Raw genomic sequence first — 16,179 nt, forward strand, 5'->3', positions numbered from 1 at the left:
GGTCAGTGAAAGAACACCGGTCCGTCTTTTGGTTAATGACCCAAAATCGGGAAAATATGTCGATCAGGGTTTTTCGACCACGATCTCGGTCTTCACCGAGCTGGCGATGTAGCAGACCTCATGGGCCTCGTGATGCAGCTGGTCGAGCGCCTCGGCGGTCGGCTGGCGGCCGTCGAAGACGATGGCCGGGCGCAGGGCGACCCGAGTGACGGCGATCTTGCCCTCGGCGTTCTTGCGCATCACCCCCTCGGCCTCGTCGCGGTAACTGAGGACCGAAAAGCCGGCTTTCGAGGCGATGTAGAGGAAGCTCAGCATGTGGCAGTTGGAGATGGCGGCGACGAGCATCTCCTCCGGATCGATGGCGTCAACCGCCGACCAGGGGGCCGGCACCACATGGGGCGAGGCCGAGGCCGGGACGGTGATGCCGGCGTCGAAGCTGACGGTGTGCTTGCGGCTGTAGCGGCCGGCGAGGAAGTCCTCGCCGGGCTGCAGGGCCCAGTCGACGGTGGCGGTGTAGCTGGCCATGCCTACTCCGTTGGGAAGGTGGCGGCCTCGATCGTGTTGCCGTCGAGGTCGCGGACGAAGGCGGCATAGTAGCCGGTTATCGCCGCCTGGCGGGGGCCTGGCGGGCCGTCGTCGGCCCCGCCGTGGTCGAGGGCGGCCTGGTGGAAGGCCTGCACGCTGGTCTGATCGCGGGCCCGCAGGCAGATGTGCAGCCCGGTGTCGGCGGGCTCGGGGGACCGGTTCGGGCGATGGTTCAGCCAGACCTCGGGATAGCGCTTGCCAAAGCCCACGGTGGCCTCCCGCTCGACGAGGCGGCGGTAGCCGAGCGGGCTGAGGACCGCTTCATAAAAGGCGGCGGCGGCTGCGAGGTCGCGCACCGAGACAGATAGATGATCAATCATCAGCTCAACCCCTCAAACCAATTCCGTCATCCCGGGCGGAGCGCAGCGCAGACCCGGGACCCAGGGGCGGCTGGCACGCTGATTAGGCCAGCATCCGGGCGGCGGCCCCTGGGTCCCGGCTCTCCGGGCTTCGCCCTGCGGCCGGGATGACGGGGTTGGGAAACCTCCTAAAGCGTCCGCGCGATCAGCACCTTCATGATCTCGTTCGTGCCGCCGTAGATGCGCTGCACGCGGCTGTCGCGGTACATGCGGGCGATCGGGTATTCGGCCATGTAGCCGAAGCCGCCGAACAGCTGCAGGCAGCGGTCGATGATGCTGTTTTCCAGGTCGGTGACCCAGTATTTGGCCATCGAGGCGGTGGCGGCGTCGAGCTTGCCCTTGATGTGTTTCTCGATGCAGTCGTTGACGAAGACCCGGGCGACGGTCGCCTCGGTCTTGCATTCGGCCAGCACGAACTGGGTGTTCTGGAAGTCGATGATCGACTTGCCGAAGGCCTTGCGCTGCTTGACGTAGTCGATGGTCAGTTCCAGCGCCCGCTCGATGGTGGCCATGCCCTGGACAGCGATGCCGAGCCGCTCCTGCGGCAGCTGGCCCATCAGCTGGAAGAAGCCCTGGCCCTCGTCGCCGCCCAGCAGGTTCACGGTCGGCACGCGGACGTCGTTGAAGAACAGTTCCGAGGTGTCGGCCGCCTCCTGGCCCAGCTTGTCGAGGTTGCGGCCGCGCTCGAAACCCTCGGCGCCATCAGTCTCGACGACCAGCAGGCTGGTGCCGCGCGCGCCCTGGGCCGGGTCGGTCTTGCAGACCACGATGATCAGGTTGGCGGTCTGGCCGTTGGTGATGAAGGTCTTGGAGCCGTTGAGGACGTACTCATTGCCGTCGAGGCGGGCCGTGGTCTTGATGCCCTGCAGGTCGGAGCCGGCGCCGGGTTCGGTCATGGCGATGGCGGTGACCAGCTCGCCGTTGGCCATGCGCGGCAGCCAGCGGCGCTTCTGCTCCTCGGTGCCGTAGTGGAAGATGTAGGGGGCGACGATGGCATTGTGCAGGCCGATGCCGAAGCCGTCGACGCCCTGCAGGCCGATCTGCTCCATGAGGATGACTTCATGGCGGTAGTCGCCGCCCATGCCGCCGTATTCCTCGGGCATGGAGAGGCAGGCGAGGCCCGCCTCGGCGCTCTCGGTCCAGAAGGCCCGCTCGACGCAGCCATCCTCGCGCCATTTGGCGACGCGGGATTCCGGCGCCCGGTCCTGGAAGAACTTGCGGACGGACTCCTCGAAGATGACGATGTCTTCTTCGGCCAGGCACGGGGTGCGTTCGACCTGCAGGGGAGCAGCCATGATCAGAAAGCCTCGGCGGGGAGTTGCATCAGGGTGGCCGAGCCGGTCTTCAGCTTGGCCAGGTGGGCGGCGCCTTCGGGGATGATCCGTTCGACGAAGTAGCGGCCGACGACCAGCTTGTTCGAATAGAAGGGATCAGCATCCCCCTTGGCCAGGCAGGCCTTGGCGATCTGGGCCCACATGTAGGCCAGGCCGGTGATGCCGAAGAGGTGCATGTAGTCGGTCGAGGCGGCGCCGGCGTTGTCCGGGTTGGCCAGGCCGTTCTGCATCAGCCACATGGTGCCGTCCTGCAGCTGGGCCTTCACCGAGGCGAGGCCGTCGAGGTAGGGCTTCATGGCCGCATCGCCGCTATTGGCCTCGATGTAGGCGTCGATCTCGGCGAAGAAGCTCATCACCGCCCGGCCGCCGTTGGCCGCCAGCTTGCGGCCGACCAGGTCGAGCGCCTGCACCCCGTTGGTGCCCTCGTAGATCAGGGCGATGCGGCAGTCGCGCAGGTACTGGCTGGCCGGGAAGTGTTCGGTGAAGCCCGAGCCGCCGAACACCTGCATGGAATCGACGCAGACCTTGAAGCCCTTGTCGGTCAGGTAGCCTTTGAGGACCGGCGTCAGCAGGCCCATGTAGTCGGCGCCCTTCTGGCGAACCGCCTCGTCCGGGTGGCCGTGGGCGAGGTCGCCCTGCAGCGCCGTCCAGAACAGGAAGGCGCGGCCGGCCTCGATCATGGCCTTGGAGTCCAGCAGCATCCGGCGCACGTCCGGGTGGACGATGATCGGATCGGCCGGACCGTTGGCGTTCTTCGGACCCGTGAGCGACCGGCCCTGCAGGCGGTCCTTGGCGAATTCGGCGGCGGCCTGATAAGCGGCCTCGGCCTGGGCGACGCCCTGTAGGCCGACCCCGATGCGGGCCTCGTTCATCATCACGAACATGATGCGCAGGCCGGCGTTCTCCTCGCCGATCAGGAAGCCCTTGGCCTCGTCATAGGCCATGACGCAGGTGGCGTTGCCGTGGATGCCCATCTTCTCTTCGAGGCCGGCGCACTTCACCCCCTCGTTGCGCTCGCCGATCTCGCCCTCGGCGTTGAGCAGATACTTCGGCACGATGAACAGGCTGATGCCCTTCACCCCCGCCGGCGCGCCTTCGATGCGGGCCAGGACCAGGTGGATGATGTTGCCGGCCATGTCGTGCTCGCCGGCCGAGATCCAGATCTTCTGGCCGGTGATGCGGTAGCTGCCGTCGGCCTGCGGAACGGCCTTGGTGCGCAGAAGGCCAAGATCCGTGCCGCAGTGGGGCTCGGTCAGGTTCATGGTGCCGGTCCATTCGCCGGTGACCATTTTCGGCAGATAAGCCTGCTTCTGCTCGTCGGTGCCGCCGGTGTGGATGGCCGAGTAGGCGCCGTGCGCCAGGCCCGGGTACATCGAGAACGCCATGTTGGCGCTCGATGACATCTCGCTGAAGCTGAGGTTGACGACGTGCGGCAGACCCTGGCCGCCGTAGGCGGGGTCGGAGCCGAGGCCCGTCCAGCCGCCTTCGCAGAGCAGTTTATAGGCCTCCTTGAAGCCGTCCGGCGTGGTGACCGTGTTGTCCGGATGCCAGGTGCAGCCCTGCTTGTCGCCGACGCTGTTCAGCGGCGCCAGCACCTCGCCGGTGAACTTTCCGGCCTCCTCGATGATCGCCTTGACCACGTCCAGCGAGGCGTCGGCGAAGGCCGGCAGCTCAGCATACTGGTCGATCTTCAGCACATCCTCGAGCAGGAAGACGTGGTCGCGCACCGGAGGTTGATAGGCCATTTTTGGTCCGATTTTTGGGGTGGTCTGGAAACGCAAATGGGGACCGGCGCGAACCGGTCCCCGACATTGCTACTGTGATTAGGGCCTACTTGCCCATCGCCATTTCGGCGTGACCGTCGATCCGGGCGCGCATCACCTGGTCGTAGTCGGCCGCCTTGGGCAGCAGGTCGGGACGCTTTTCCGACAGATGCTTCTCAAGGCGCTCGCAGGCGGCGTGCAGTTCGGCGATGGCGCCGTCGATGTCTTCGCGCTGGCGCTCCAGCACGACGATCTTCTCGCGGAATTTCTTAAGGCTGTGGGCGTTCTGGTGCGCCGCCTCGTCGCCCTCGTCGTAGAGTTCGAGGATCTCGCGGATTTCCTGCAGCGACAGGCCGACGCGCTTGCCGCGCAGGATCAGGATCAGGCGGGCCCGGTCCTTGTAGCTGTAGACCCGGTTCATTCCGTCGCGGGCGGGGGTCAGCAGGCCCTTGTCTTCGTAGAAGCGCAGGGCGCGCGGGGTGGCTTTGAATTCGGTGCAGAGCTGACGGATGGTGAAGGTCCGCTCGGGGCGGCGCAGTTCCATGACCATGGTGACTTCTCCCTGACGTTTGGCGTTCTGATGATGCCCTTGGGTCAGACGTTATGTCCCGCTTACGTCAACGTCAACAGGGAAGAAAGATTTTCCTCAACTTGAGCCATTGAGCATGGAAAAGGGGCCGGTTTCTGTCGAAACCGGCCCCTTGCCGTAACTTGTTACCTTTTGGTCTCGTTACCAGTTCGCGTTCTGGTATCCGGTCGGGCGGACGTAGGCGCCGTTCACGTAACCCACGCCGACGCCGTTCCGGCTGACCAGAACCCACTCGCCGCGCCGGGCGTAGGCCATGGCGGTAAAGGTCTCGCCGCGGGTCAGCTGACCGACCTTGCCGGCGCTGGTCGAGGGACCCGACCGCAGGTTCACCGTCGAGGTGGCGATGAACCGGCCGCCAGCCCTCTGGAAGTTGGCGGGCTGGACATAGTTCGCGATCCGGTAGCCGTTCGAGACGTAAGAGCCCTGGTCGAGGCTGTCCTTCTTCTGGACCTGGCAGCCAATGGCGCTGCCGGCGGCGGCGCCCAGGCCGGCGCCGATCACCGTGCCGGCGGTCTGTTCGTTCCTGGCCACCTTGTTGCCGATCAGGCCGCCGATGAGCGCGCCGATGATGGCCCCGCCCTCCTGCTTCTTGCCGGGGGCCGAGCAGCCGATGACACCATTGGGCTGGGCCGAGGCGGTCACGGGGGCGGCGGCGACGCCGAGCGAGGCGGCGAGGGTCATGGCCAGGCCGACTTTGGCGATCTTGCTTTGGGTACGCATGGTCTTTTCTCCTCAACAATTGCGCGGGCCCGGAGAACATCCCGGGTCGTTGAAGAGGGTTATGAGGGGCGCTGGCTGAACGGACGCGGAAGTGGTCGTTATATTGTGTTCAGGATCCCGGCCCGGGCCGAAAGCCATGCGTCGAAGGCCAGCCGTGGGTGGAAGGCGGACCTAAACTGGAGTCTCGCTCCAACTGATGATTCCATCGCGCTCCCATTCCTGGAGTCCGTCCCGTGCTCTTCCAATCCTTGATTGGCGAGTGATCAGAAAGGCGTAGGCGCGGCTGCCAACGACATCAGCCGTTCCTGAAAGAGCGTTCAAGAACGCCAGGACGGACCGGCGCTGGTCGACGGACGCATGGTCGTAGAATTCTACAGACACCTCGATCGCCATCGGTCACCTACAGCCCGCGCCGCATCTCGTCCCAGGCATTCGACAACGCGTCCCGGTGCGCCGGGCTCGCCACCCCGATCAGCGCCTGCGCCCGCTCGTCCAGCGTCCGCCCGCGCAGATCGGCCACGCCATGTTCGGTGATCACCAAGCCGATGTCGGCGCGGGGCACGCTGACCACGCCGGGCGACAGGCGGGGGACGATGCGGCTGATGCTGTCGCCCTTGGCCGAGGCGGGGAGAGCAAGGATGGGCAGGCCGCCGTCGCTCAGGCGCGCGCCCCTTAGAAAGTCGGTCAGGCCGCCGATGCCGCTGATCTGGCGGCCGCCCTGGAACTCGGCGTTGGCCTGGCCGAAGAGGTCGATCTCCAGGGCCGAGTTGACCGCCACCAGCCGGGGGATGTTCGCCAGCACCGCGAAGTGGTGGGTGTGGCCGCTGTCGGCGAAGCGGATGCGGGGATCGGTCAGGCGATCCCGCAGCCGGGCCGTGCCGGCGGCGAGGCCGGTGACGACGCTGTCGACCACCTCTTCGTCGAGCAGCTCGACCAGCGGGTCGGTGACCATGCCGGAGTGGATCTTCAGCCCCTTGCGGCCGCGCAGACCTTTAAGCGCCGCGACGCCGGCCTTGCCGACCCCGAACTGCAGGCTGGCGCCGTCCGGGGCGATGCCCGCGATATGGCGGGAGATGACCTCGAAGGCCGGGTCGAGGTCGCCGGCGTCATAGTCGAGCACGGCGCTGTCGTCGTCGGCGACGAGGTCGAAGGCCTCGAGCGGCCAACGCGGCCCGTTCACCGCCGGCAGGTTCGGATTGACCAGGGCCAGCTTGAACACCTCCGGCCGGGCCATGACGGCGGGGGCCAGATCGCTGGCGACGCTCAAGGTCACCATGCCGTCGTCATCGGGCGGGCTGACCTGGAAGACGGCGGCGTCCAGCGGCGTCTCGCCCAGCCAGCCATAGGTCTGGAACCAGGTCAGCGGCCGCAGGGCGTAGCGGCCGGCCTCGAAGGCGGCGCGCCAGTCGGCCGAGACGAAGATGCCTTCGGAGGTCGCCCCCTCGCGCAGGGCCGACCAGTCGGATCGGTTGATGCCGGGGATTGGGGCGCCGACGAAACACATCCGCTCGGGCCAGCCGTCCGTAGCTTTGATCCTCTCCCGAAAGCCGAGCGGTTCGCCCGGTCCGAAGGGGACGAAAAGCCTCGCCCCGGACGTTTCACTCAAGCGCCGGGCGAGCTGTTCGACGGCCTGATCAATCGGGAGGCGAATCATGTCATCGTCCGTTCAGCTGGCAGGCGCAACAAAAGGCCTGACCGCGAGTTCTGCGTACGAACCCCGGCCCCATTTGGACAAGAGCCGCTACGTCATGCAAACGACCGCCCAAGAGCCCTCGGGCCTCATCAAGCCCCTGCTGTGGATCGCCGGCGCCTTCTTCGCGACCGGGTTCCTCGGCTATCTGGCGATCGGGCTGAACAGCCTTCCGGGCTAGCCCGCGCCCGTCGAGCCGAAGCCGCCCGCGCCGCGCGCGGTCTCTTCCAGACTGTCCACCGCCGACCAGCCCGCCTGCACGACCGGCGCGATGACCAGCTGGGCGATGCGGTCGCCGCGGCGGATGACGAAATCTTCCTCGCCCAGATTGATCAGGATGACCTTCACCTCGCCCCGGTAGTCGGCGTCGATGGTGCCGGGCGTGTTGAGGCAGGTCACGCCCGCCTTGGCCGCCAGTCCCGAGCGCGGCCGGACCTGGGCTTCAAAACCGGGCGGCACGGCGAAGCTCAGGCCGGTCGGCACCATGGCCCGGGCCATCGGGGCCAGGGTCAGGGGCGCGTCGTCGGGGACAGCGGCGCGCAGGTCCATGCCGGCGGCCAGGGCGGTCTCATAGGCGGGCAGCGGCAGGCCCTGGGCATGGGCCATTTGAACGACGGGTATGTTGGGGGTCACGAAAGGTCCTCTAAGCCAGGTCTTGGGCTATCCTCTGGGCAATCTTCATCGCCACCTCATCCTTGCCGGCCCGGTCCCAGCGTTCGACGCCGGCCTTGCTGACGATCATCACGGTGTTGTCGGCTCCGCCCATGACGCCCGGCTGGGTGACGTCGTTGGCGACGATCCAGTCACAGCCCTTGCGGGTCAGCTTGGCCTTGGCGTGCATCTCGACATCGTTGGTCTCGGCCGCGAAGCCGACGACGATCTTCGGCCGCGTCGGCGTGTGGGCGGCCAGGGTGGCCAGGATGTCGGGGTTTTCCACCAGGGTGAGGACCGGCGGGCCGTCCTTGCCCTTCTTCAGCTTGATGCCGAAGGCCTCGTCCGGTCGCCAGTCGGCGACGGCGGCGACACAGACGGCCGCATCGGCGGGCAGGGCCTGCTGGCAGGCGGCCAGCATCTCGCGGGCGCTCTCGATGTCGACGCGGGTGACGCCGGCCGGGGTCGGCAGGCCGACCGGGCCGGCGACCAGGGTGACCCTTGCCCCCAGCCGGGCGAGGGCGCCGGCGATCTCGAACCCCTGCTTGCCGCTCGATCGGTTGGTCAAAACCCGCACCGGGTCCAGCGCCTCGGCCGTCGGCCCGGCGGTGACCAGCACATGCCTGCCCTTCAGTGGCCCGCCCTGCAGCATTCCCAGGATGGCCTCAAAGATGGCGGCCGGCTCAGCCATGCGGCCAAAGCCGAACTCGCCGCAGGCCATCGCGCCCTCGTCCGGCCCGACGAACGCGACGCCGTCGGCCTTCAGGGTCGCCAGGTTGCGCCGGGTGGCGGCGTGCTCCCACATCCGCACATTCATGGCCGGAGCCATCAGCACCGGCTTGTCGGTGGCCAGCAGGGTGGTGGCCGCCAGATCACCGGCCAGGCCGTTCGCCGCCTTGGCCATCAGGTCGGCGGTGGCCGGGGCCACGACCACCAGGTCGGCCGAGCGGGAAAGCTCGATATGGCCCATCTCCGCCTCGTCGGTCAGGGAGAAGAGCTCGGAATAGACCCGATCCTCGGCCAGGGCCGACAGCGACAGGGGGGTGACGAATTCGGCGCCGGCCTTCGTCAGGATCGGCCGCACGCCGATACCGGCCTTGCGCAGCAGGCGCGTCAGCTCCAGCGCCTTGTAGGCGGCGATGCCCCCGCCGACGATCAGCAACACCCGCTTCTCGCTCAAGTCATGCGCTCCTGCGTTCAGCCTGCTTCCTAGCGGCTTTGCGGCGTTCGCCAAACAGGACTCGACACTGTTCACGTTTTGATCTTTTATCACGAACAACGCTATCTCATCGGGAGTTCAACCTGTGCGCATCCTGCTGACCGCCACGGCCGCCCTGGCCGCCGTTTTCGCCCTCGCCGCCTGTGACGGCGGCCCCGCCAGCAAGCCCTCGCGGGACCAGGCCGACGCCGGGTCGGCGCCGGCCGCGAAGGCCGACACGGCCGAGACGGCCTCCGCCGACCGGACCGAACCGCCGAAGGTCGATCCGAGAACCCAGCCGCCGCCGATGCTCGACGGCAAGCCGATGTGGGCCGCCAACCGTCGCCTGACGGCCGAGGAGGCGGCGGAGAAACAGTTCGCCCGCAACGGCAAGGACTTCGACGCCAAATCGGTCGAGGACTATGCCCGCAAGGCCCAGGCCTTCGTCAGCAACCCGCCCAAGGGGGCCGAGGTGATCACCCGCCAGCGCGGCAAGATCATGTACGACGCCAGGACGAACACCTTCGCGGCGGCGACCAAGGATGGCGTGCCGAGGACGATGTTCAAGCCGGAGGAGGGCGCGGCCTACTGGGAAGAGGCGAAGTCGCGGCCCGAGGGTGGAAGGCGCCAGCGCCGCGACACCGGCAACGAGGGCTGAGACCTTCGGCGTAGCCGTCCCTCCCCGAATTGGGGAGGGCAGGCGCGCGCAGCGCGCCGGGTGGGGAATTGCCATGCACGACAGACAAGTTCGTCCCTCCATCGCGAGGGCAAGAGAACTGCGCGCCAACCTCACCCGCCATGAGTCGAGGATGTGGCGCTGGTTGAAGACGCTGAGAGCCGAGGGCTACCACTTCCGTCGGCAGGCGCCGTACCGAGGCTATTACCTCGACTTCGTCTGCCTGAACCGCATGCTCGTCATCGAACTCGATGGTCCGAGCCATGGGACGGACGAGGCAAGGAAGCATGACGCGGATCGCGACCATGCGCTGATGCGGTTGGGGTTCAGGGTGCTGCGCTTCCAGAACCGGACGCTGGATGAACACATGCCCAGCGTCGTTGACGCGGTTTACGAAGCGCTGAGCCTTCAACCCTCCCGCCGGTGACCGACTTCCCCACCCGGCGCGCAACGCGCGCCTGCCCTCCCCAATTCGGGGAGGGAGGTTAGCGCCCGGCTTCCGCCTACCCCAACACCACCGCCAGCAGCAGCGCCACGCCCGACACCGCGGCTCCGATCGCGAACCACAGCAGCTTCGACGGGCTTTCCTCGATCGTCATCACGGTCGGGGCCGGACCGTCTTCCGCCAGCTTGATGATCGCCCGGGCCGCGCGGTGCACCTCCGCCGCCAATTCCCGCACCTTCGCCGCCGGCGACAGTTCGCGGGCGATCCAGCGGCGCACGACCGGGTCGGCCGCCGCCCACAGGTCGTGCTCGGGGTCGATGCCCCGGGCCACGCCCTCGACGGTGACCATGGTCTTCTGCAGCAGCACCAGCTCCGGCCGCAGGTGCATGTCGAACAGGGCGGTGATCTCGAACAACTGGGCCAGCAGCCGGCCCATCGACACCTGCGACGCCGCCCGGCCGAACACCGGCTCGCCGACCGCCCGCAGGGCCTGGGCGAAGGCGCCGCGGTCCTGGCCCTGCGGCACATAGCCGGCCTCGAAATGGATGTCGGCGACCCGGGCGTAGTCTCGCGTCAAAAAGCCGTAGAGGATCTCGGCCAGGAAGCGGCGCTCCATCGGGCCGATGCGGCCGATGATGCCGAAGTCGATGGCGGTCAGCCCGGCCGGCGCCGCCACGAACAGGTTCCCCTCATGCAGATCGGCATGGAAGACGCCGTGGTCGAGGGCCTGGGACAGAAAGGCGCGGATCAGGTTGTCGGCCAGTTCGCGGCGGTTGAAAGCGGGATCGTTCAGCGCCTCCGACGAGGACAGCGGCCGGCCGCCGGCCCATTCCTGGGTGAGCACCCGCTTGGCCACCCCGTCCCAGACGATGGCCGGCGCCGCCATGAAGGCGTCGCGGGCCATGACCTCGCGCAGTTCGTCGGCCCCGGCCGCCTCGAACCGCAGGTCCAGTTCCAGCTCCAGGGCGCGGATGACGATCTCGACGAAGGCCTTCGGCTCCAGCCGGCGGGCCGGCGGAACGAAGGCGTGGGCCCATTGCGCCGCCAGCCGCAGGGCGGCGCTGTCGCGGGCGGCGCGGATCTCGACGCCGGGGCGCAGAATCTTGACCGCCACCTTGCGGCCGTCGTGCAGCACCGCCTCATGGGCCTGGGCCAGGGAGGCGGCGGCGACCGGTTCGCCGAAGCTGGCGAACAGGCTGTCGATCGGGCGGGCGAGCGAGCGCTCGACCTCGGCCCGGGCGACCGCCGTCGGGAAGGGGCGAACCGCGTCGCGCAGATGGGCGAGGTCCTCGACGAACTGCGACCCGAAGATATCGGCCCGGGTGGCGAGGAACTGGCCAAGCTTGATGGCGACGGGGCCCTGCGCTTCCAGCACCCGCGCCAGCCGCTCGCCGGGGCGACCCACGCGGGAGGCGCCGCCGGCCGGGAGGCGGATGAAGAAGGCGGCAAGCTTCGCTGACGGCGGCAGGACGGCGTCAATCTCGCGCGGCAGCAGGGCGTCGGCCCGCATCAGGGCCCAGCCCGTCCCGATCAACCGGCCCAGGGCCGCCAGGCTGGCCATAGGCTAGATCGCCCAGCCGTGATGGAGCGCGGCCACCCCGCCGGTGAAGTTCGTATAGGTCACCCGGGAGAAGCCGGCGTCGCGGATCATATTTGCAAAGGTTTGCTGGTCCGGGAAGCGGCGGATGCTCTCGACCAGGTACTGGTAGCTTTCGCGGTCGTTGACCACCCACTCGCCGATGGCCGGGATGGCCTTGAAGCTCCACAGGTCATAGCCCTTGCGCAGGGCCTCGCTGACCGGGCGCGAGAACTCGAGACAGATGAACCGGCCGCCGGGCTTCAGCACCCGGCGCGCCTCGCGCAGGGCGGTGGGGACGTCGGTCACATTCCTGATGCCGAAGCTGATGCAGTAGGCGTCGGCATAGGCGTCCGGCAGGGGCAGGCGCATGGCGTCGGCGACGCCCCAGGTCATCTCGGGCTCGCCGCCCTTCTCGATGCCGGCGGCGATCATCTCGGCATTGTAGTCCAGCACATGGACCATGCCGTCCGGGCCGCCGCGTCGCAGCTGGGCGGCGCGCATCATCTTCGAGAAGCGACGGGCCATGTCGCCGGTGCCGCCGGCCAGGTCGAGGATGATCTCGCCCGGCTGCGGGTTCAGGCGGGCGGCGACGGCGTCCTTCCACAGGCGGTGGACCCCGGCGCTCATCAGGTCGTTCATCAGGTCGTACTTGCCGGCGACCTTGTCGAAGACACCCCGCACCAGACCCGCCTTCTCGGCCGGATCGACATCGCGGAAACCAAAGCTGGCGCGCTGTTCGCTCATGGACTTGTCCATAGACCGGGCGATCTCGCCGCGCTAGCCAGACCCCATGCCTGAACTTCCCGAAGTCGAAACGGTTCGCCGGGGTCTCGCCCCCACGCTGGAAGGCCATCGCCTGGTCCGCGTGCAGCAGCTGCGCCCCGACCTGCGCTTTCCGTTTCCCGACGGTTTCGTCCAGCGGCTGACCGGGGCGACCATCACCCGGCTCGATCGGCGGGCCAAATACCTGGTCGGCCGGCTGGACCGGGACGATGTGCTGGTCATGCATCTGGGCATGACCGGACGGTTCGAGATCGATGGCCACACGCCGGGCGAGTTCGGGCGCGCGGTGACCCCGGACGCCAGGCACGCCCACGTCATCTTCGAGACCGAGGCCGGAGCCATGGTCACCTATTACGACCCGCGGCGGTTCGGCTTCATGAGCCTGATCGGGACGACCGACCTGGACAGCCACCCCTGGTTCGCCGGCATGGGGCCAGAGCCGCTGGGCCCGGACTTCACCGCCGACACCCTGATCAAGGCCTTCGCCGGCCGCAAACAGGGGCCCAAGACCCTGCTGCTCGACCAGCGGGTCGTGGCCGGGCTGGGCAACATCTATGTCTCCGAGGCCCTGCACCGGGTCGGCATCTCGCCACTGAAGCCCGCCGGATCGATTGCGAAAAAACGGATCCCGCCCCTGGTCGCCGCCATCAAGGATGTGCTGGCCGAGGCGGTCGAGGTCGGCGGCTCCACCCTGCGCGACTTCGCCGCCGCCGACGGGGCATTGGGTTATTTCCAGCACCGTTTCCGGGTCTACGACCGCGAGGGCGAGCCTTGCCCGAAGCCGGGCTGCGGCGGGACGATTGCACGCGTTGTGCAGGCGGGCAGATCGACCTTCTACTGCCCAACCTGTCAGAAGTAGGGGGCTACAGCCCGAAGTCGTAGCCGAAGTCGTACTTCAGGTGCTCGCGCAGGATCGGCTTCAGGACCGCGTCGGCCTCATCCGTCCACACCGTGTCGCCGACCCCGTCGGGCCGCACGCCCTTGCCGGTGGCGTTGGGGTTGTGGAAGGCCAGCATGTTTTCCTTGGCCCCGGCGATGACGCCCTTGTCGATGGCGTCGGCCGGCAGGACCACGCCCAGGTGTCGCGCCAGCTGGTCCAGTGACCCGGCCGTATCGCGCCGGAAGTCCTCGTATTTCAGGACCAGGGTCTCGGCCGGATAGTGCTTCCGCACCGACCCCCAGCGATTCATGAAGCGGATGTACCACCAGACATCGACGACGTATTTCTTGTCCCAGGGATCGCCCGCCACATAGGTCACGAAGGGGACGTCGTACTTTTCCTTCCACTTCTCGTAGTTGGAAATCAGCACGTCGCGCATGTCCCGCACCACCACGCCATACTTCGGCAACGGCGCGATGGCGCGGATCAGCGGCCACTCCACCGCATAGGCCGGGATCGAATGGCTGGAGGCGACGCGGGGCACGCCGGGCAGGTTGAGCTTGTGCTTGGGGTTGCCGATGACGGCATTGCTGTCGTTGTTGTTGTAGAACTTCGGCCCCTCGACCCCGTAGTGGTGGGCCATGGCCCAGCTCAGCATCCATTTGATCCAGTGGGTGCCCGAATGCTGGCCGGTGACCAGATAGCCGTCCCAGTTGCGGTGCTTGATGAGCGACCAGTTGGTCATCTCGCGATTGAAGCTGTGCAGGGCGTGGGCGGTGTTCATCTGGCTCTTGAGCGGCGCGATCAAAGGATTAAGAACCGCGTATGACCTACCAGACCCTTCTCGTCGAGACGCCGCACGACGGCGTTCTGCTCGTCCGCCTCAACCGCCCCGAGGCGCTGAACGCCCTCAACAGTGAGCTGCTGGGGGAACTGGGCCAGGTTCTCGACGCCGCCGAGGGCGACGCGACCGTGCGCTGCCTGGTGCTGACCGGCTCGGAAAAGGCCTTCGCGGCCGGGGCCGACATCAAGGAGATGTCCGACAAGACCTATGCCGAGATGTTCAAGCTGGACTTCTTCACGGCGGCGGCGCGGCGCATCGAGACCTTCCGCAAGCCGGTCATCGCGGCGGTCAGCGGCTATGCGCTGGGCGGCGGCTGCGAGCTGGCCATGATGTGCAGCTTCATCATCGCCTCGGAGACGGCCAAGTTCGGCCAGCCGGAAATCAACCTCGGCGTCGCCCCCGGCATCGGCGGCACCCAGCGGCTGACCCGCTTTGTCGGCAAGTCCAAGGCCATGGACATGATCCTGACCGCCCGGATGATGGATGCGGCCGAGGCCGAGCGTTCGGGCCTGGTCTCCCGCGTCGTGCCCGCCGACAAGCTGCTGGACGAGGCCCTGGCCGCGGCGGTGAAGATCGCCGGCCAGTCGCCGCTGGCCGTGGCGATGAACAAGGAGCTGGTCGAGGCCGCCTACGAGACCACCCTGACCACGGGCGTGGCCCTCGAGCGTCGCCTGTTCCACAGCCTGTTCGCCTTCGAGGACCAGAAGGAAGGCATGGCGGCTTTCGTCGAGAAGCGGAAGCCGAACTTCACAGGGAAGTAGCTCACCACAAAGGGGGTTCAGGCCGCCGTCCCCGCCGAAGGCGCACCCGGATCGGCGAAGCGGTCGGCGTCCGGCGTCGCCAGCCATTTGCCGAACTTCCTCGCCTCATGCTCCTCCTGAAAGCCGCCGCGGGTCGCGACCAGGTGGACCGGCCCGCCGTCGATGTCGCGGATCCAGCGGTCCTCCAGCCGCGCCAGGCTGAGGCGCTGGATGCGGTTGGCCTGCTTCGGCTCGCGGGTGGCGATCAGGCCGCCGCGCAGGGCCTCCATCTTGCGGCCCAGCTCGACCAGGGAGATGTCGCTGTCGATCTGCACCGGCGCCCCACGCCGCCCCGGCCAGGCCGTGGCCGCCCGCTCCAGGGCCTGGACAAGGTCCGGGTCACAGACGATCTGCAGGAGCGGCGGCGTCATCAGATCGCAGGACGCAACCGGAACGGCGAGGACGGCGAGGAGCAGGGCGCGGCGATGCATGCGCCGACCTTAGCGACCGGCGCGGCACTGGGAACAGGGAATCCGCATTGACCCCAGGGGCCCCTTCCCGTATATCGCCGCGCTTCCGATTATACGGCGGCTGGGCCCGGTGCCCGACCGCCTGTCCGTCCCAAGGTTTTTAGAGAGCATCATGGCCAATAATCCCGGCGCCAAGAAAGCGATCCGCAAGATCGAACGCCGCACCGAAGTCAACAAGGCGCGCCGTTCGCGCGTCCGCACCTTCCTGCGCAAGTTCGAAGAGGCCGTGACCGCCGGCGACGTCGAAGCCGCCAAGGGCGCCTTCGTCGAGGCCCAGTCGGAGCTGATGCGCGCCGTGACCAAGGGCGTCGTCCACAAGAACACCGGCTCGCGCAAGGTGTCCCGCCTGCACGCCCAGCTGAAGAAGCTGTCGGCCGCCTGATACGGGCTGCTGAAGGAATAGGCGACCCGATCCCGGGAATTGCCTAACCCTTTGAATTTATTGAATAACACAAGCCGTTCGGGAGCGATTCCCGGGCGGCTTTTGTGCGCCTGCTGATCACAGCTCTGCGACGCATTAACTCAGTGCCCGGAAGTAGAATTAACGATTTCCCTTGCCACGCGAGGGCCTCTCGCGAGTCAACAGAAATATCCGCATCCGGCGCCAAATTTCACGTTTGACCCCCCTGATCCGGCGGCTCTAAGGTCAACTTCTCAGCGCTTTTCAACCCGGTGTTTCCGGGGTCTCGGGCGGGACGACGGATAGAGTCTATCCGGCGCACGGGGAAGAATTGTGTCTGGAAAACCGGGACTGACGTCGTGGGGGCGGACGTCTCGGATCTCGGGGCTGAACAAGAAATATGACGGTGGGCT

General features: G+C 67.5%; 19 protein-coding genes. 6 read left to right on the forward strand and 13 right to left on the reverse strand.

From position 1 onward, the window contains the following. Positions 1-63: 63 nt before the first annotated feature. The 7 genes from O5I81_RS21330 to O5I81_RS21360 form a co-directional block, all read right to left on the reverse strand. Positions 64-525, reverse strand: coding sequence for an OsmC family protein (locus tag O5I81_RS21330; protein WP_271066877.1), 462 nt, complete (start codon positions 523-525; stop codon positions 64-66). Positions 526-527: 2 nt separating this feature from the next. Beyond that, positions 528-905: a VOC family protein gene (locus O5I81_RS21335; protein ID WP_271066878.1), complete on the reverse strand. Its 378-nt coding sequence runs from the start codon at positions 903-905 to the stop codon at positions 528-530. A gap of 167 nt (positions 906-1,072) precedes the next feature. Beyond that, entirely contained in the window at positions 1,073-2,239 is a 1,167-nt protein-coding gene (locus O5I81_RS21340; protein WP_271066879.1) for an acyl-CoA dehydrogenase family protein, read from the reverse strand. Positions 2,240-2,241: 2 nt separating this feature from the next. After that, a complete protein-coding gene (locus O5I81_RS21345) occupies positions 2,242-4,023 on the reverse strand; it encodes an acyl-CoA dehydrogenase C-terminal domain-containing protein (protein WP_271066880.1) in 1,782 nt (593 codons plus the stop codon). Positions 4,024-4,108: 85 nt separating this feature from the next. Continuing rightward, the gene (locus O5I81_RS21350; RefSeq protein WP_271066881.1) at positions 4,109-4,591 is read right to left on the reverse strand and encodes a MerR family DNA-binding transcriptional regulator; all 483 of its coding nucleotides are present in this window, start codon (positions 4,589-4,591) and stop codon (positions 4,109-4,111) included. 180 nt (positions 4,592-4,771) lie between these two features. Further along, entirely contained in the window at positions 4,772-5,350 is a 579-nt protein-coding gene (locus O5I81_RS21355; protein WP_271066882.1) for an SH3 domain-containing protein, read from the reverse strand. Positions 5,351-5,750: 400 nt separating this feature from the next. After that, positions 5,751-6,854 carry an acetyl-CoA hydrolase/transferase C-terminal domain-containing protein gene (locus tag O5I81_RS21360; protein WP_271066883.1) on the reverse strand — a complete coding sequence of 368 codons (1,104 nt, stop codon included), beginning with the start codon at positions 6,852-6,854 and terminating at the stop codon, positions 5,751-5,753. 244 nt (positions 6,855-7,098) lie between these two features. On the opposite strand from O5I81_RS21360, the gene O5I81_RS21365 reads away from it, so the two are divergent. Continuing rightward, positions 7,099-7,221 carry a hypothetical protein gene (locus O5I81_RS21365; RefSeq protein ID WP_271066884.1) on the forward strand — a complete coding sequence of 41 codons (123 nt, stop codon included), beginning with the start codon at positions 7,099-7,101 and terminating at the stop codon, positions 7,219-7,221. Here the strand turns inward: O5I81_RS21365 and dut are convergent. Then, a complete protein-coding gene (gene dut / locus O5I81_RS21370) occupies positions 7,218-7,673 on the reverse strand; it encodes a dUTP diphosphatase (protein WP_271066885.1) in 456 nt (151 codons plus the stop codon). The genes O5I81_RS21365 and dut overlap by 4 nt on opposite strands. Positions 7,674-7,683: 10 nt before the next feature. Then, entirely contained in the window at positions 7,684-8,871 is a 1,188-nt protein-coding gene (coaBC, locus tag O5I81_RS21375; protein ID WP_271066886.1) for a bifunctional phosphopantothenoylcysteine decarboxylase/phosphopantothenate--cysteine ligase CoaBC, read from the reverse strand. A gap of 124 nt (positions 8,872-8,995) precedes the next feature. Between coaBC and O5I81_RS21380 the strand changes: the two genes are divergently transcribed. Both O5I81_RS21380 and O5I81_RS21385 read left to right on the forward strand, forming a co-directional pair. After that, complete coding sequence (locus tag O5I81_RS21380) at positions 8,996-9,547, forward strand: hypothetical protein (RefSeq protein WP_271066887.1); 552 nt, start codon at positions 8,996-8,998, stop codon at positions 9,545-9,547. A 73-nt stretch (positions 9,548-9,620) separates the two neighbouring features. Continuing rightward, entirely contained in the window at positions 9,621-9,992 is a 372-nt protein-coding gene (locus O5I81_RS21385) for an endonuclease domain-containing protein (RefSeq protein ID WP_271066888.1), read from the forward strand. 76 nt (positions 9,993-10,068) lie between these two features. On the opposite strand, the gene ubiB is transcribed toward O5I81_RS21385, so the two are convergent. Both ubiB and O5I81_RS21395 read right to left on the reverse strand, forming a co-directional pair. Continuing rightward, positions 10,069-11,571 (reverse strand): 2-polyprenylphenol 6-hydroxylase, encoded by a 1,503-nt coding sequence (gene ubiB / locus O5I81_RS21390; RefSeq protein ID WP_271066889.1) that lies wholly within the window; start codon positions 11,569-11,571, stop codon positions 10,069-10,071. Between the two features lie 3 nt (positions 11,572-11,574). Beyond that, entirely contained in the window at positions 11,575-12,333 is a 759-nt protein-coding gene (locus tag O5I81_RS21395; RefSeq protein WP_271066890.1) for a class I SAM-dependent methyltransferase, read from the reverse strand. A gap of 46 nt (positions 12,334-12,379) precedes the next feature. Here O5I81_RS21395 and mutM point away from each other — a divergent pair, with 46 nt between their 5' ends. Continuing rightward, a complete protein-coding gene (mutM, locus tag O5I81_RS21400) occupies positions 12,380-13,231 on the forward strand; it encodes a bifunctional DNA-formamidopyrimidine glycosylase/DNA-(apurinic or apyrimidinic site) lyase (protein ID WP_271066891.1) in 852 nt (283 codons plus the stop codon). A 4-nt stretch (positions 13,232-13,235) separates the two neighbouring features. On the opposite strand, the gene O5I81_RS21405 is transcribed toward mutM, so the two are convergent. After that, the gene (locus O5I81_RS21405) at positions 13,236-14,036 is read right to left on the reverse strand and encodes a sulfotransferase domain-containing protein (RefSeq protein WP_271066892.1); all 801 of its coding nucleotides are present in this window, start codon (positions 14,034-14,036) and stop codon (positions 13,236-13,238) included. Between the two features lie 41 nt (positions 14,037-14,077). Between O5I81_RS21405 and O5I81_RS21410 the strand changes: the two genes are divergently transcribed. Continuing rightward, positions 14,078-14,857, forward strand: coding sequence for an enoyl-CoA hydratase (locus O5I81_RS21410; protein ID WP_271066893.1), 780 nt, complete (start codon positions 14,078-14,080; stop codon positions 14,855-14,857). 17 nt (positions 14,858-14,874) lie between these two features. On the opposite strand, the gene O5I81_RS21415 is transcribed toward O5I81_RS21410, so the two are convergent. Beyond that, positions 14,875-15,327 (reverse strand): hypothetical protein, encoded by a 453-nt coding sequence (locus O5I81_RS21415; RefSeq protein ID WP_271066894.1) that lies wholly within the window; start codon positions 15,325-15,327, stop codon positions 14,875-14,877. Between the two features lie 151 nt (positions 15,328-15,478). On the opposite strand from O5I81_RS21415, the gene rpsT reads away from it, so the two are divergent. Then, positions 15,479-15,748, forward strand: coding sequence for a 30S ribosomal protein S20 (gene rpsT / locus O5I81_RS21420; protein ID WP_271066895.1), 270 nt, complete (start codon positions 15,479-15,481; stop codon positions 15,746-15,748). Positions 15,749-16,179 lie beyond the last annotated feature (431 nt).

Origin of the sequence: Caulobacter sp. NIBR1757 (assembly GCF_027912495.1) — a bacterium.
Classification (GTDB): Bacteria; Pseudomonadota; Alphaproteobacteria; order Caulobacterales; family Caulobacteraceae; genus Caulobacter.